Genomic DNA, 16,502 nt, shown 5'->3' on the forward strand with positions numbered 1-16,502 from the left:
TCAATTTGTGCTGTGTCAGTACCCCGTAAAAATGATGGGTGGTCGATAAAGTCCCAGTATATTATAGATACCTTTGTTTAAACATTTAATTAATAGGCTCTTGTAAAAGCATCTATATATTATTGTTATAACTTCCTATTTAATAAGAGGTGATTGTTTTAGAGTGATTTAGCCGGATGGAGATTTATTTCCATCCGGCTTTTTTTATAGTTTAATATTTTTAAGCAGGGCAAAGGGCACCTGGTCCAATATGGTGGTCATTTTGATAACCAAATTATGCTCTGATGCTTTGTCGCATAATAGATTATGCCATTTTAGTGGGGCCTTAACAGGCAATTCTATATGTGTATCTTCCCAATTGATGGAGCCTGGGTTGCGGTGGTCTGGGCTTATTTGAGCCAAATGAAGGGGTATAATCACTATGTACCAATCTTCGTGATATTGCCGGGCAAAGGCCATTATATTTTTCTCATATTTCCCTGTAACTGTCAAGGGTATATATAAGCCTTTTTCAAAAGTTATGGAGTTCTTTTTTCGTTCACCAAACAACAATTGAGTAAGCCAGAGTTTGATATTGGCATTTTGCCTTTTATTCCATAACTCATCAAAGGAGACATTATCTTTAGTTAGTTGGTTTAAATTATTGGCTCTTAATTCATAATCCACCGGGCGGCGGTTGTCAGGATCAACCATGCTCAGGTCCCAATATTCGCAACCCTGGTAAATATCTGGGGTGCCTGGGCAAGTGAATTTTAAAATAGTTTGCGCTAATGAGTTTATAATGCCGTAATCAGCGATTTTATTTAACAATGGTTGAAAGCTATAATTGAAATCGCTTTGTGGTTGCAGTATTGATTCAATGAATCTTTTACAACTTTCTTCATATTCTTCATTTGGCTCTGCCCATTGGGTGTGGCGTTTAGCTTCGCGCAAACCTTTAATCAGGTATTCTTGCAGGCGGTTCAAGAAGTCGTCATCTTCCCCTGGCATCGGGAAACTTCCGGTTATGCTTTGGTAAAGAAGATATTCGTCGTTGGCATCGGGTGCACCATCAGTTTTAAATTTGCTGTTAATATTTTGCCAGTGCGCGACCATTTTTAACCAATCCTCAGCAAGGTCAGTTAAAACATTTAATCTCGCCCTTACACCTTCACCTCGTTTAGTATCATGAGTTGATGTTGCATTAATAGCCAGGGGATATTGCTGCTGTCTTTGGATCATTGCACTGTGAAATTCATCTACCGATAGTCCGAAAGTTTGTGGCGTATCACCAACTTCGTTGTGGCCGATAAACCGGTCATAGGTATACATTAGGGTATCTTCTACTCCTTTGGCCATCAGCGGGCCTGTAAATTGCATACAGCGTTGATAAAACTGGAGTATATGCTGGCTCACACCATCATCATTTTCTTTAATCAATATGTTTTGCAACAGATCTGCGCCTTTTTCAAGTTCCGGCTTAGCATCACGGATACTTTTAAATATTTCTGTAACCGCTTTTTGTTCATCAAGTGGCAGGGGGAAACTATTGCCATAATATCTGTAAACCGGGCACCTGATCAAAAATTCGGCTATTACAGATTTGATGTCATTTGTTTTTATTGCATCCTGATCTGCAAGTTCCAGATCACAAAATAACTGGTACAGGTTTTCCAGTTCGCCGGCCATGTGCTCATGTAAAATGAGTGACTTCTTATTAAAAATCGCTTTGGTTATAGGTTGTTTTTCTTTAGTAAGCTCGCGGTAAAAATCTGCAAAAGCTTTTTTATTTTCTGTTTGGGTAAACAGGTTGTTTATTGCCGCCAGGAAATCATACCCAGTACTGCCTTGTACCGGCCAGCTATCCGGAAATTTTTCGCCGTCTTCCAATATCTTTTCTACTACAATATAGGTTTCGCTGCCGGTAAGTGCGCGCAGGCGTTCTAGGTATTCGGCGGGATCATACAATCCGTCGATATGATCTAAACGAAGGCCCTGTACAATGCCTTTATCCAGCAATGATTTAATCAGTTCATGGTATTTATCAAACACCTTTGGAAGTTGCATGTTGAGGCAGATAAGTCCATTCACCGTAAAAAATCTGCGAAAATTGATCTGCTTTTCCGTCTCCTGCCAAAAGCATAACTGATAGTATTGCTCGCTTGATATTTGCTGCAATAATGATGTATCCTTATTTATTTTATCAATAGATGCCTGGATGGATTTTTTTGTATCATCATGTTTATAAATGGAAGCCAGTTGTTCTTTCAATTCCGTAAACCGGATACCGAAAGAAATATTATCATCTGCTTGCTGTAGTTCCTTTGCCTCTGCAATTAACAGCGTAATCAATTTATTAGGTTCTGCGGCAATTTGCAGAATGGTTATATAGGCATGCAGATTCAACGGGTAATACTGTTCACCGTATGTAAAAGCAAAACTATTTTCTTTAAGAACTATTTTAATCTGCCCGTCTTTTAATGCATCTTCAAACGGTTCGCCTAAAAAAGGAACCATTAGTCGGCTATTATAGATGGGAGCCGACCAAATGATGTCAAAAAAATCAACGTATTCAGATCGTTTACCTTTCTCCAGCACATCCATCAGCCATTTGTTGTTTTGATGATAGGCCATATGATTAGGCACTATATCCTGCAGCCAGCTGATGTTGTGTTTTTTAAGTGTTTTGCTGATTGCTTCCAATTCCTGCAAGGTGCCAATCTCCGGGTTGATGACCAAGGGATTAACCACATCATAACCATGTGTGCTGCCCGGCACGGCTTCAAAAATAGGGGAGGCGTATAAGGTGCTGATCCCCAACTGTTGGAGGTAAGGAATAATGGCCTTTAAATGATTAAAGGTGAAGTTTTTATTGAACTGGATCCTATACGTTGCAACGGGGTTATGCATAATATTGAGTATATATGAGTATAGACTCTGGGGGTAGCTGCATATTGCCTGTACTTATAATCTCTGCAGAGGCTATTGGTCCGTTCCATTTAGGCTCGGCGGAATCAAACAGTTTTTGCCATTGATTTATCCCGTTGGGTATTTTTATATCCTGATATAGCCTGGAGAAGTTTAACAGACTAAGTGTTTTTTGCTCTTCGGTCCATCGTTCAATCATTAATGTTTGAGTTGTTTCATCAACCGTTACACTCATATTTTCACGATTGGTGCTTTTAATAGCTGGCTGTCGTTTTTTTAGTTTGATAAGGCTTTTGTAATACCGCAGCATTACATTGTGTAATCCCTTATCTAATAATCCCCAATTTAGTTTGGAGCTTTCAAAAGTGGATAATGCCTGCGGGTCTGGAGCTTGCCCTTGTGAATGAGAATCGGCAAATTCTTCTTTACGGCCTTTTCGCACAGCTTTAATCAATTTTTCATCGGTATGGCTTACAAAAAACTGGAATGGGTTAGGTTCGCTCCATTCCTCGCCCATAAATAGCATCGGTAAAAACGGGCTAATCATAACAGCGCCTGCCATTAGCTTTTGCATCTCGAAACTAAACAATTGGCTTGATCGCTCTCCAAGCATCCTATTTCCCACCTGGTCATGGTTCTGGGAAAACACCACAAATTGTTGCCCGTTGATACCTTTGGTTGGTGTGCCAAAGGTTTTTTGTCGTTGATGGGAATATTGTCCGTGATATACATATCCGTTTTGGTAAGCGGTTGCTAAATCGGATATGCCATTAAAATCTGTGTAATAACCATTACGTTCACCGCCAGCCGTTACGCGCAAGGCGTGGTGAAACTCATCTATCCACTGCGCGTTAAAGCCATAGCCGTCTTTTTGAATGGGATTAATATAACGGGTGTCGTTCAGGTCGCACTCGGCTATCAGGTAATGGGTTCTTCCCGATTCTTCCATTAGTTGGGCCACGTGCTGATTGATCTCCCGTAAAATATGGTTCGGACTAAAGTCTCGTATGGCGTGTACGGCATCCATGCGCAGGGCATCTACATGAAAATCCCGGAACCACATCAATACATTCTCAATAAAATATCGTCTTACTTCGTCGCAACCTGCATCATCAAAATTGATAGCACTGCCCCAGGGGGTATGATATTTATCTGTAAAATAGGGTCCGAAATTTGCAAAATAATTACCCTCCGGGCCCAGGTGATTGTAAACAACATCCAGAATAACAGCTAAACCTTTGCTATGGCACGTATTAATCAATTGCTGTAAACCCGCAGGGCCCCCGTAGCTATTTTGTACCGCGAAGGGAAAAACACCGTCATAACCCCAGTTTCTTTCTCCCGGAAACTGCGAAACAGGCATAATCTCAACTGCTGTAATGCCCAGTTCAATCAAATAGTTCAGTTTGTCCTCGATGCCTTTAAATGTGCTATTCTGGGTAAATGTGCCGGTATGCAACTCATAAATAATATAATCGGCAAGCGCGATGTTTTGCCATTGAGTACCAGTCCAGTCAAAAGCTTTTAAATCAAATGCTTCTGATGGGCCGTGTACACCCTGGGGTTGAAGTAACGAAGCCGGATCTGGTAATTGTTTGCCATCTACCTTAAACCAATAGTTATCACCGGGCTTAAGGTGATTGGTTTTCAATGTCCAATAGCCGTATTCTTCTTTAACTAAAGGATGCTCAAGCGCATCTAACTTTAGCAAAACCTCACCTGCATTTGGAGTCCAAACCCTTACTTCTGCAAATCCGGGATCATTAAAGTTAATACCTAATGTTCTGTTATTGGTGTTTTGTTTCGCCATTGTGAATCAGTTGATGCTGAAGTAATACAACGGATCGTCCTTCAACTTGTATGGTATCTTTTGCTTTAAATTTGCCTTTTACCTTTTCGTTAGGGTTTTTATGTGTGTCGATAATTAACTCCCAATCCTTGGCGTATTCCTTTGCTGGTAGCTTGTAGCTAAGTGGTTCGTCATGAGCGTTAAATATTACGTAAAAGCTATCGTCAATTACTTTATTTCCCTCGGCATTTACGCTATGTAGTCCTAAACCGTTTAAAAAAATGGCAACTGATTTGGCAAAATCATGATTCCAGTTGTCTTCACTCATTTCAGATCCATCTGGCAAAAACCAGGCAATATCAGCTACTCCGCTTTTTGTTTCAACCTCGCCGTTAAACCAGTTTTTCCTTGAAAATGCAGCATGCTCTTTTCTAAGTTTTATGAGTTTACGGGTAAATTGCATTAAATCTTTATCCATGGTTTCCCAGTTGATCCATGAAATTTCATTATCCTGGCAATAAGTATTGTTGTTTCCCTTTTGGGTGCGGCTCATTTCGTCGCCTGCCACCAGCATCGGCACCCCTTGCGATAGGAATAATGTTGTTAAAAAATTGCGCTTTTGTTTTTCGCGCAATTCATTGATATTTTCATCGTCGGTTGGGCCCTCAACGCCGCAGTTCCATGAGCGGTTGTGGCTTTCGCCATCATTATTATCCTCTCCGTTGGCTTCATTGTGCTTTTCATTGTATGATACAAGATCATTTAGGGTAAAGCCGTCATGGGCGGTTACAAAGTTGATACTTGCTGTCGGTCGGCGGTATAGTTTGTATAGATCAGAACTGCCTGTTATGCGGTCGCCAAATTCAGCCAGTGAACTTTCCGTACCGCTCCAGAAATCCCGGATGCTGTCCCTGTATTTGCCGTTCCATTCGCCCCATCCCGGCGGAAACTTGCCAACCTGGTAACCGCCTTCGCCAACATCCCAGGGCTCGGCAATTAGTTTTACTTGCGATATGCACGGATCCTGGTGAATAATATCAAAAAAAGCACTCAGGCGATTCACCTCATGCAATTCGCGGGCAAGTGTAGCGGCAAGGTCAAAGCGGAAACCATCAACATGCATTTCCAGGATCCAATAGCGCAGACTATCCATCATCAAGCGCAGCACATTGGGCAAATTGGCATTAAGTGTGTTGCCTGTACCGGTGTAGTCCATGTAAAATCGTTTGTCTTCGGTAAGGCGGTAATAAGAGGAGTTGTCAATGCCGCGGAAAGATAAGGTAGGGCCCATGTGGCTACCTTCGCCGGTATGATTGTAAACCACATCAAGTATCACTTCAATACCCGCCTTGTGTAATTCCTTTACCATAGTTTTAAACTCCCTTACCTGCTCACCCTGCACTCCGCAGGAAGAGTACCTGCAATCAGGAGCAAAAAAGCCCATTGTATTGTAGCCCCAGTAATTGGAAAGTCCGTTTTCAACAAGGTGCCTGTCACTTAAAAAATGATGCACCGGCATTAATTCAATGGCAGTTATACCCAGATCTTTTAAATATTTAATGGTTACCGGATGCCCGATAGCTGCGTACGTACCCCTGATGCTCTCAGGTATTTGAGGATTCATTTTGGTAAAGCCCTTTACATGAGCTTCATAAATAACCGAATTATAATATTCAATGTCAGGAGGTGTGTCGCCTTCCCAATCAAAATTATGATCAATAACTACTGATTTTGGTACATAGGCCGCATTGTCGGTTTCGCTAAAACTAAGGTCTTCATCCGGGCTGCCAATTTGGTATCCGAATAACGAATCGTCCCAATTAATAGTTCCGGAAATTGCCTTGGCATAAGGGTCAAGCAGCAGTTTATTAGGATTAAAGCGGTGCCCATTTTCGGGTTCATATGGGCCGCTCACCCTGTAGCCATAAAGCTGTCCTGGTTTTAAACCGGGTATATAAACATGCCATATCAGTTCAGAGTATTCGGTGATTTTTATTCTTTCTGTTTCAATTTCGTCATTAGGAGCGTTAAACAAACAAAGTTCAACGCCAGTAGCATTCTCGGAATATAGTGTGAAGTTGACGCCCTTACCATCCCATGTAGCGCCAAGCGGGAATGATTTACCGGGGTATGTTGTAATTTTCATATGCGATTAGGGGATATTAAATTTCATATTACACCAATTAAATTAAAATCAGGTTGATTTGTTTGGCGGTATACCATATTTTGTTTTTTCATGTTGATAATCAATGTGAAACCTGAATTTTATGGTTGCCTTTTGTGTAAATAAGTTAATTTGTAATTGATAGTTTTGCTGAGTAAATTTGTGTATCTACTTAAAACCAAACCTATGAGCAAAAAAATATTTGTTGTGGAAGACGATTCAGACTTGTCTGAAGCTATACAGATCGTCCTTAGAGAAGAGGGGTATTGCACCGTTGCATCTCTTGATAAAAACTCCATCAAAGGAGTGATTCTTCATATGCCAGATCTTGTTTTGGTTGATAATAAACTAAAGGACGGCTTTGGCAGCGAACTATGCCGGGCAATAAAACAGCATCCGTTAACCAGTCATATCCCGGTTATACTAATATCGGGATATCCTGATCTTGCAGATATCGCTAAAGCCTGTGGGGCTGATGCCTGGTTAAGCAAGCCATTTGAATTAACTGCACTAACCAACCTGGTCGGCCATTATGTAAAGCATGCGGCTTAATCGTTAAGCAACATCCAAACCATTTTTACAATAAAATGGTTTGGATAAATGCATTGAATGAGGCTTAAATTTGCTTAATCAATTCCACCAGCAAATGCTCAAGTTGATAATGGCAAATCAAAGCAACGCTTTTAAAGAGCATTAAGTTGTGATAAATTAACTCAAAGTAACTGTACTATCCGGTGATCCGGTAGCCTTTCTTCCCGACCTGATTTTTATAACCTGGTATAGCACGCCTACAATGTAAAGTACAACAAGGATGAGCAGTCCCATTTTTGCTACCGGGTCATTTGGGTCGGCGGCCAGCGGGTGGCTTATAGGTAGCCTGGTTAAAGTTTCAATAGTTGCAGGAATCATCGAGAAAAACAAGGTTGATGACATTACTATAGTTTGAATATAATCGGCACCCTTCCCCAAAAATTTGATTGATTTGGCATATACGCCAATGGGGAGCAATACTAAAACAATAACTGCCAGGCCGTGTCCGGCACTTAAATGCCCGGTTTTCATGATCAGCAATGCCGTAAGGCAGGCAATTGCTGTTAAAGTTATATATAACTTACCAACAGCAGTTGCGGGGTCTATTTTCCCATAACGGATTAAAGCGTATAATGCAATGAGAACAGCGAGGATACTAACAGCAGTATGGAAAATTCCGAGCGGGGATAGGTGATTAGGCATAACTGTGAATTTAAAAGTTTAAAGGATCTGGATAAAACTTATCAGTATTTACACCGATATCCTAAAGTTACATATAAGATAATGTAAATGCAAATAGCTGTGTTACAGTATTATTTAAAAGCCTTGGCAATTGCCTGCTCTGTAATGGTGGCCATAATTTGCTATCCGGCCGCATTAGGATGCACGCCATCAACAGTTTCTTTATTTAGGGCGCTTATCGGCAGGTTTTAAACAGGTGTAAATAATCTGTCAGTTAAATTCCTGTAACATTTAATTAATAGTTATCAAACTTTTAAAACAGGTGCTTGTTATCTGGTTATATCTGTTAATTATGAAAACCTTTAAAGAACATGAATCAGTGATTTATACCGATGCCGAAGGAAGGTTGATAGATACCTTTGTTGTATTTGATACGGATAAGGTAACCGGCTTAACGCATATCAACCATATGAATCTTAAAGTTCCCTCAGAAACCTTACAGCTTCATCCGGCTACTATAGCAAAATATAACTTGCCTATGCAGGATGCCTTTAGTTTTGAGATATTTAAGAAACTGAAAGAAAAACATATTGAACCGGTAACGCCGGTAGTAAAAAACACTTTAAAGGTTACACCCGGCTTTAAGTTGGCAAAAGCATCTTAAATCAGCAAAAAAATCTCACCATAAAAAACTCCATTTGTTTATCGCGAATGGAGTTTTTTTTATTAATACGCTGTCATTGAATGGCAAATGTTGAAATATCTACAATGTGGAACTTACATGCTGTTTCCTGAATAAAACAGGAGATAGCTGGGTATGTTTTTTAAAATAATTGCTAAAGTGTGTCGACTCGGTAAAGCCTAAACGGTAGGCAATTTCCTTAATAGATATGGCCGAGTTTTGTAACAGCGCCTTAGCCTCTGATATTGTTTTTTCGGCTATCCAGGTACCAATTGCCTTCCCGGTTTTTATTTTGATAACGTTGCTTAAATAATTAGGGTGCAAGCTTTGGGCATCGGCATAATCCTGTACACGGTAAGCTTTTTCAACAAGGCCATTACTCAGGTCCCGGTAATGTTTTTCAAGCGTGCGTTTAAACTCCTTTACTATCTGCGAGCTGCGGTTCCCTTCATAAATAGGGTTATAATCTTTCCAAAAATACTCCTTTACTTTTAACAGCAATACAACAAACAGGTTCCCGATAATGCGATTGCGATAAGCGCTTTGAGCCTGGTACTCCTTTGATATCTGCAGATAAAGCTGCTCAAATTCTGCAAAGGCGGCCGGAGCCAAAACCCGTGGCTGTACGGTTTCGGCAAGCAGGAACGGAAACTCCTCAAAAATATCCGGGTGAACATTCTCTTTCAGGAAGGATTCGCTAAGAGTAATCAAGTATACCTCTTCTATATTATACCAGTTATATGATTTGTAATGCCCCGGGTTTGTAAAATAAATGGTTCCAGGTACGGTATCAAACACCAGTTCATCGGTAGTATATTTCCCCGAGCCATTTTTAACAAAAACAAAAGAAAAGAAGTTTGGCCTGAACACCAGCGACTGATAAGGCAAATTCTTATGGATATCCTTCAAATTGTGAATTACAAAGTCGGTTTTATCATCAATGCAATCAGCAGGCAAACCAAAATGAATGTATTGTTCTTTGAGATTATTGAAGATCAGTTTTTCTTCTTCTTTCATAAGGATCGGTATCTAAGGTAAAATTAAATCAATCTGATACCATAACACATGCTACCATTAAATAAAAATTAAGTTAAGGTGCAAATATTGATAGCAATAGCTATTATTGGAAAATATGTATTGCTATTGATCTGCTTTTATGAAATTGAATTTTGAAGGGTTACCAACTATTGATCTGCACATTTTATTAGCACTTGCAAAGGAGGCAGGGAGGGGGATACTTACTGTTTATAACGGCGGTGATATAGTGGTAACTTTAAAGGACGACAGATCGCCTTTAACACTTGCCGACCAGATCTCGCATGAAATTATAATGCAAGGTCTTACCGTTTTAAATCCAGGCATACCTGTAATTTCCGAGGAAGGGAAAGATATCCCTTACGAGGTTAGAAAAAATTGGGAATACTTTTGGTGTGTTGACCCTTTAGATGGAACAAAAGAGTTTATTAAACGTAACGGTGAATTTACCGTTAACATAGCACTCATTCATAAAAACGCACCTGTTTTAGGTATTATATATGTTCCTGTTACCAGCGAACTTTATTATGGAGGTGAAGGTATTGGCAGTTGGAAGGAGAGTGCTACCGGTGAAACCCGGGAACTTCATGCCAATAAAAAAACAAAGAATTGGATAGCTGTAGGCAGCCGGTCGCATTCATCGGCAGAAGAAATCACTATGTTGAAACAATATCCTATTGCGGAGACGGTATCTGTTGGCAGCTCTATCAAGTTTGGTTTAATTGCCGAAGGTAAAGCCGATATATATTACAGGCATGGGCCAACAATGGAGTGGGATACAGCGGCAGGCCAGGCAATAGCAACTTATAGCGGCGCTGTAATGTGTAATTCGGCCGGCGAACCATTTGTATATAATAAGCCATCGTTACTCAATGGCGGTTTTTTGGTAAAAATCAGATAGAAAATAAATGATTGTGTTTTTAGGTTATAATGTAGGCCCTGATGCATCATTACAATTTGTACTCGAGTTGTTTTTTTAATACCACATTATCTGCAGCCTTAGCAATCATTACATCAAAAGTTCCCGGCTCTGTAACCAGTTTCATTTGCCTGTTCCAGATGGCCAGATCTTTACTGTTGATAGTGAAATTGATGGTTTTAATTTCGCCCGGTTCAAGAGCGATCTTGCTGAAACGTTTCAGGCTCATTTCGGGAGTACTTACAGAGTTTATTTTGTTACCTAAGTAAAGCTGTACAACCTCTTTACCAGCAATGCTTCCGGTATTTTTTATATCGACAGAAATAGTCACCTGCTCATTTTTAGTAAAAACGGTTTTGGACACTTTCAGGTTATCATACTGGAAAGATGTATAGCTTAAGCCGTAACCAAAAGCGAACAAAGGATCGGTTGATGAGTATACATAATCCTGCCCTGGTTTTTCTATACTACCATGCTGGCGGTTAATTCCTTTTGATGAGTTTACATAATTATAAAATACCGGGATGTGCCCGGTAGATTGCGGCACACTCATGTTTAACCTTCCGGAAGGATTTACTTTGCCGAAAAGGATGTTGGCTATTGCGGTACCACCTTTTTCGCCGGGATACCACGCTTCCAGTATAGCCGGGATGTTTTCCTTTTCCCAGCTGATACTCCATGGGCGGCCATGTACCATTACTAATATTACAGGTTTGCCGGTTTTATAAATTGCCTGTAATAACTCCCGTTGTACACCTTGCGGGTTAATATCTGTAACATCATATCCCTCACCACAGGTAAATGGATCTTTAGGTTCATTGCCGGGAGCATGTCCATTCCAGCCAATTCCAGAAAATACCACGCTGGTGGTTCCTAACACCACAACAACGGCGTCGCTGTTTGCTGCTGTTTTAACAGCTTCATCAAAACCGCTTTTATCTAAGCCGGAAAGTTCGCAGCCCTGTGCATAATTAACTTTAATGTTGTTACCCGCAAATTGTTTAATACCATCCAACACCGTAACGCCCGAAAGATTATCACGGGTAAAGCTGTAATCGCCATATTGCACCTTGTTGGCATTTGGGCCTATAACTGCTATTGATTTAAGCTTGCTGATATTCAAAGGCAATAAGCTTTTCTCGTTTTTTAACAGGATGATGGATTCTTCGGCTATTTGTTGCGATAGTTTGATATGATCGGGTGTATGCAACCTGCTGTTCAAAAGTGAAGTATCCGGCAATGGTTTTTCAAATAGTCCGGCTTTAAATTTGGCTGTCAGTATTCTTGATACTGCGCTATCAACCTGGCTTTCCTTTACTTTTCCGGTTTTTACCAGTTCAATTAAGTGGGCATACACATCGGGACGTGAAGCTTCCAGATCCACACCTGCTTTTATACCTAAGAGCGCAGCATCCGAAGCCGTTTTTGCTACTTTATGAAAATTGTATAATTGACTCAAGCCTCCATAGTCCGAAAAAACATATCCTTTAAAGCCCCATTCTCCTCTTAAAACCTGTTTCAGCAAAAACTCGTTACTATGGGCCGGGATACCATCAATTTCGTTGTATGATGGCATAATGGCGGCAATATTGGCATCTTGCACGGCATCTTTAAAAGGTGGCAAAAACATGGAGCGTAATTCTCGTTCACCAATTTCGGCAGGTGCAAGGTTAATGCCTGCTATGGGTTTACTGTAAGCGGCAAAGTGTTTGCCTGTACACATCACTTTATCAAAGGCAAAACTGGTACGGGTTTTCAATGGATCGCCCTGCATGCCTTTTACAAAAGCAGAGCCCAACTGGCCAACCAGGTAAGGGTCTTCTGCAAAGCATTCTTCTACACGGCCATACCGGGCATCCCTGATAAGATCAAACAATGGTGATAACGCTTCATCAATCCCTGAGGTTGAAGCCTCATAAGCAATTGCAGAACCCATTTGCTCAATCAAAGCCGGGTTCCAGGTACTTCCTTGCGCTATAGCTTGCGGAAATGTTGTTGCGCCGGCAGCCAACTGGCCGTGCAGGCATTCGCCAATCTGGATAGGAGGGATTCCCAGCCTGGTTTGTTCGCGGGCGTACTTTTTAGCTGCAATCGATTGTAGGGCAATGTCCTTAACATTGGTAAACGGGCTTTCTAAAACGCCGTATCCAATTTTGCTATTTTTTGCTTCGCCGAGGGATGACATGCTCATTTGACCAACCTTTTCTTCAAGCGTCATCCTTTTTAAAAGATCAGCAACGCGCTGTTGAACCGGAACTTTAGGGTTTTTGTATACTTGCGCATTTGCGGCGGTAGCAAAATATATGGCTATGCCTATGATAGTCAGCGTTTTTCTGTTAATCATTTATGTAGAATGTTTTAGCTATAGTGCAGGATTAAGGTAGCTAAAATCCGTATAATTTATACTCCCGCATTTAAATTAGTGTCCCGCCCAGATCTCCTGTACCTCTTCAAGCGATTTCCCTTTGGTTTCGGGTACCATTTTGTATACCACCCAGAAAGATAGGAGGCAACAAGCAGAGAAAAACCAGAAGGTAACAGCCGGTCCAACAGATCCTAAAAACATCGGCGTTAACTGCCCTACAATAGTATCCGCAATCCACATCACCATAATACTTAAAGCCAGTGCCCGGCCGCGTATTTTAGTGGGGAAGATTTCGGAAGCTATAACAAACTTAAGCGGGCCAATGGAAAAGGCGAAACAAGCAAGGAACAATATAATACTGATAACTAATGCGATATTGTTTGTAGCACCTGTGTAAAAACAAACACCCGTAAAAAACAAACAAACAGTAGCACCTAAGGCACCCACTATATACAAAGGCCTGCGCCCCATTTTATCCACCTTCCATATAGCGATCAGGGTGAACAGGAAGTTGGCAATTCCAAAAATGATCTGCCCCAATAAGGCATTTGTAATATTTATTCCCGCATCGCTCAAAATGCGCGGACCGTAATAAATAACCGCGTTGATACCACTAAATTGAGAGAATAAAGGCAGTAACAAACCAATAAGCAAAGGTTTGCGCATAGCCGGAGCAAAAATCTCTTTGTATGAACCTTTTTCCTGTGTTATGGTGCTTTTTATGATGAGGGCGTCGCTTTGGGCAGTAGCAAGGTTGGTGATCCTGGCTAAAATCGAGATACCTTCTTCAATTTGTCCTTTTTGGATTAGCCAGCGCGGGCTTTCAGGTACAAAACATAAGCCGGTGAAAAATAGCAAGGCCGGTATAGTACCCAAACCAAGCATACTGCGCCACACTTCTTTAACCAGGATGAGGTTTAAAATATGACCCATGCCCGTACCTTTATAATTTAAAGAGAAGCTTAGTAAACCCGCGTTGGTTAAGTAGGCAACCAATATGCCCGCGGTAATAGCCAGCTGGTAAAATGTAACCAGGCGCCCCCTTACATTGGCCGGTGCAATTTCTGAGATGTATAATGGAGCTACAATTGAGGCAACCCCAACTCCCATCCCCCCAAGCATACGCGCCAAGATGAGTAATGTAAAACCAGATGATAATGCCGAACCAACTGCCGATGCCAGGAATAATATGGCAGAGAGCATCAGCATTTTTTTTCGACCCAAACGGTCGCTCAGATCGCCCGAGAATGAAACCCCGATGATACAGCCAACCAATGCCGAAGATACAAACCAGCCTTCTGTTGCAGCCGAAAGCGAGAACTGGTTTTTAACAAAAGGCAGCACGCCGGAAATCACCGCCATATCGAAACCAAAAAGTAAACCACCCAGTGTAGCTACCAAAGTAATTGCCACCAAAAACACGGTGGATCCGCTATTTACCGACTTTAAATTTTCCTGACTCATAAAACAGTTTTAGGTGGCTTGGTTATTTTTTATTCTTACAATTTTAACTTTTTTTTGAATTGCTAAAACTGTTTAAAGTTGATTGCTTATTGGTTTGCTTAATCTTTTAATGAAGTTGCCAATAATTAGCAGCATTCATCTTTAACAAATGCCTTTATCACTTTTGCCCGGCTGTTGCCTTTGTTGGTGATGGTATAACTTATGGCGTCGGCAGGGATAATAAATGTTTCGGCATAGTTTATTACCTGTTCCATATTGTTGGTGGTAACGGTGATGCTTTCGCCTTCAACCAGGCTAAGTACATGGCATTGGTTGTGTGTAAATTCTTCAATAGTGGTATCAAATTCAATGCGCTCCACAGCATAAAAGTGATCCGGATGTGTGGTTAGATTGATGATTTGCCAATCATCACCTTGTTTAATTATGGTTTGCCGGGATATTAAGGTATCTGTAACTACTTTTCCTTTTCGCTCAAAATTCAGGTTTTCAAATGCCCGGTCTATATTTAATGTTCGTGGGTTTCCGCTCAGATCCGGGCGCAGCCAGTCATACATTTTGAAAGTAAAAATATAGGGGGTGGCACTTATTTCAAGCACCATATTGTTTTTACCAGAGCAATGTACCGTGCCATTGGGGATCAGGAACAAATCATGTTTCTTTGCCGGCAATATTTGCACATAATCTCCAACTTCAACAGGCTCATTGTTTTTGAAACTGTTCTCTAAAACAGCTTTAAATTCCTGCTTATTAATATTTTCCTGGAAACCAAGGTATACCTCGGCACCTGGTTCGGCGTCAAGGATATAATAGGTTTCATCCTGGGTGAAATTTTCGCCAAAATTCGCTTTGGTATAGGCAACAGTAGGATGGCATTGAAGAGAAAGATTGCCCCCGTTATAGGTATCCAGAAAATCAAAACGGATAGGGAAGGCATCGCCAAATCTTTCGGCGGCTTTACCTAAAACAGCTTTGTTATTATATAAAAACAGCGTATCTAAAGATACTTCCAGCATTTCGCTGCCGTTTTGTAAAATAATACCATTTTCGGGTGCTATCAGTTCAAATGACCATGCATAGTTTACAACGTCATTATTTAAACCCTTAATGTGATGTTTTATCCATTCACCGCCCCATACGCCGGGCTCAAACCATGGTCTGGCCCTGAACATATTTTGAGCCATTGTTTTTAAGGTATCTCTAAGCGTTTGTCCTGTTGTCCATGTTATCTCGTTGATTCTTTGTTCGTCAACAATTATATCAATTATGGGGATCAATTGCTTTTTGTGTTTATTTAATACGGGCCATTCAACAAAATAGAAGCGTTTGTATTGAACTTTTGGATCGGCAGGTTGATTATCGCCCAAATTGGTGATCTTGTTTGCCCTTGATCTGAATTGAATCTCGTTTTTAGGAACATCAATATATATAACCGGGGTTTCCCAACCGGCAAGTGTAGCGCCACAACCATAAATTATGTTTATGCCGCCTTCAATTGGTTTTAATGAGTTTAGTTTTCCGGCGTCGAAAAAATCGCTGATGTCACCTTCATATATCTTGCCGAAGAGTGGATCATCTCCACCCATTGCAGGGGCTATTATTTCGTTAATAACATTTTCGGGCTTAAGTGCTTCATTGATGTTTACCCAATTTACATGAATGCCCTTTTTTATAAATTCCGCATTAAGGCTATCTAAAAAAATGTCCCAGTAAACGCCGGAATAGCCATCTATGGTGATGTTTGTTTTTTGTGCTGCTATCCATACCGCCAAGCTTTCAAAACCGTTATAAATTTGTTGGTCGATTTTAAAAGTAGGATAAATATCGTATTGGTGACTTAAGGCGCTTTCTTTTTTTGCCGGGATCAGGAACTGTTTAGTCGACCTCAATTCCCGGTTGTCAATTTTGAAATCGCTTGGGGAAGCAGAATTCTTGCTCATACAAATGTTATATGTTATAATGTGCAAA

At 40.8% G+C, this 16,502-nt stretch carries 11 protein-coding genes; 3 read left to right on the forward strand and 8 right to left on the reverse strand.

The genetic code is table 11. From position 1 onward, the window contains the following. Nucleotides 1-204: 204 nt before the first annotated feature. Genes treY through glgX form a run of 3 tightly spaced genes read right to left on the reverse strand, consistent with a single transcriptional unit; the run spans nucleotide 205 to nucleotide 6,842 of the window. On the reverse strand, nucleotides 205-2,889 hold the full coding sequence (gene treY, locus AC1DYB_RS03550; protein ID WP_477432475.1) for a malto-oligosyltrehalose synthase: 2,685 nt from the start codon (nucleotides 2,887-2,889) through the stop codon (nucleotides 205-207). Next, a complete protein-coding gene (treZ, locus tag AC1DYB_RS03555; protein WP_477432476.1) occupies nucleotides 2,882-4,717 on the reverse strand; it encodes a malto-oligosyltrehalose trehalohydrolase in 1,836 nt (611 codons plus the stop codon). The genes treY and treZ overlap by 8 nt, the downstream gene beginning before the upstream one ends. After that, nucleotides 4,695-6,842: a glycogen debranching protein GlgX gene (gene glgX / locus AC1DYB_RS03560; RefSeq protein WP_477432478.1), complete on the reverse strand. Its 2,148-nt coding sequence runs from the start codon at nucleotides 6,840-6,842 to the stop codon at nucleotides 4,695-4,697. The genes treZ and glgX overlap by 23 nt, the downstream gene beginning before the upstream one ends. A gap of 204 nt (nucleotides 6,843-7,046) precedes the next feature. Here glgX and AC1DYB_RS03565 point away from each other — a divergent pair, with 204 nt between their 5' ends. Continuing rightward, a complete protein-coding gene (locus AC1DYB_RS03565) occupies nucleotides 7,047-7,412 on the forward strand; it encodes a response regulator (RefSeq protein WP_295711752.1) in 366 nt (121 codons plus the stop codon). A gap of 156 nt (nucleotides 7,413-7,568) precedes the next feature. On the opposite strand, the gene AC1DYB_RS03570 is transcribed toward AC1DYB_RS03565, so the two are convergent. Further along, nucleotides 7,569-8,093, reverse strand: coding sequence for a hypothetical protein (locus AC1DYB_RS03570; protein WP_477432480.1), 525 nt, complete (start codon nucleotides 8,091-8,093; stop codon nucleotides 7,569-7,571). Between the two features lie 331 nt (nucleotides 8,094-8,424). Between AC1DYB_RS03570 and AC1DYB_RS03575 the strand changes: the two genes are divergently transcribed. Then, nucleotides 8,425-8,736 (forward strand): hypothetical protein, encoded by a 312-nt coding sequence (locus AC1DYB_RS03575; protein WP_477432482.1) that lies wholly within the window; start codon nucleotides 8,425-8,427, stop codon nucleotides 8,734-8,736. A gap of 99 nt (nucleotides 8,737-8,835) precedes the next feature. Here the strand turns inward: AC1DYB_RS03575 and AC1DYB_RS03580 are convergent, their stop codons facing one another. Further along, a complete protein-coding gene (locus AC1DYB_RS03580; RefSeq protein WP_477432484.1) occupies nucleotides 8,836-9,771 on the reverse strand; it encodes a helix-turn-helix domain-containing protein in 936 nt (311 codons plus the stop codon). Between the two features lie 139 nt (nucleotides 9,772-9,910). Between AC1DYB_RS03580 and cysQ the strand changes: the two genes are divergently transcribed. Beyond that, nucleotides 9,911-10,690, forward strand: a complete 780-nt coding sequence (cysQ, locus tag AC1DYB_RS03585) for a 3'(2'),5'-bisphosphate nucleotidase CysQ (protein WP_477432486.1) — start codon at nucleotides 9,911-9,913, stop codon at nucleotides 10,688-10,690. Between the two features lie 49 nt (nucleotides 10,691-10,739). On the opposite strand, the gene AC1DYB_RS03590 is transcribed toward cysQ, so the two are convergent. From AC1DYB_RS03590 to AC1DYB_RS03600, 3 genes are all read right to left on the reverse strand, one after another. After that, on the reverse strand, nucleotides 10,740-13,052 hold the full coding sequence (locus tag AC1DYB_RS03590) for a glycoside hydrolase family 3 N-terminal domain-containing protein (RefSeq protein ID WP_477432488.1): 2,313 nt from the start codon (nucleotides 13,050-13,052) through the stop codon (nucleotides 10,740-10,742). A 75-nt stretch (nucleotides 13,053-13,127) separates the two neighbouring features. Further along, nucleotides 13,128-14,537, reverse strand: a complete 1,410-nt coding sequence (locus AC1DYB_RS03595) for a sugar porter family MFS transporter (protein ID WP_477432490.1) — start codon at nucleotides 14,535-14,537, stop codon at nucleotides 13,128-13,130. Between the two features lie 125 nt (nucleotides 14,538-14,662). Beyond that, complete coding sequence (locus AC1DYB_RS03600; protein ID WP_477432492.1) at nucleotides 14,663-16,474, reverse strand: class I mannose-6-phosphate isomerase; 1,812 nt, start codon at nucleotides 16,472-16,474, stop codon at nucleotides 14,663-14,665. Nucleotides 16,475-16,502 lie beyond the last annotated feature (28 nt).

It is taken from the genome of Mucilaginibacter sp. P2_A4 (assembly GCF_056405015.1).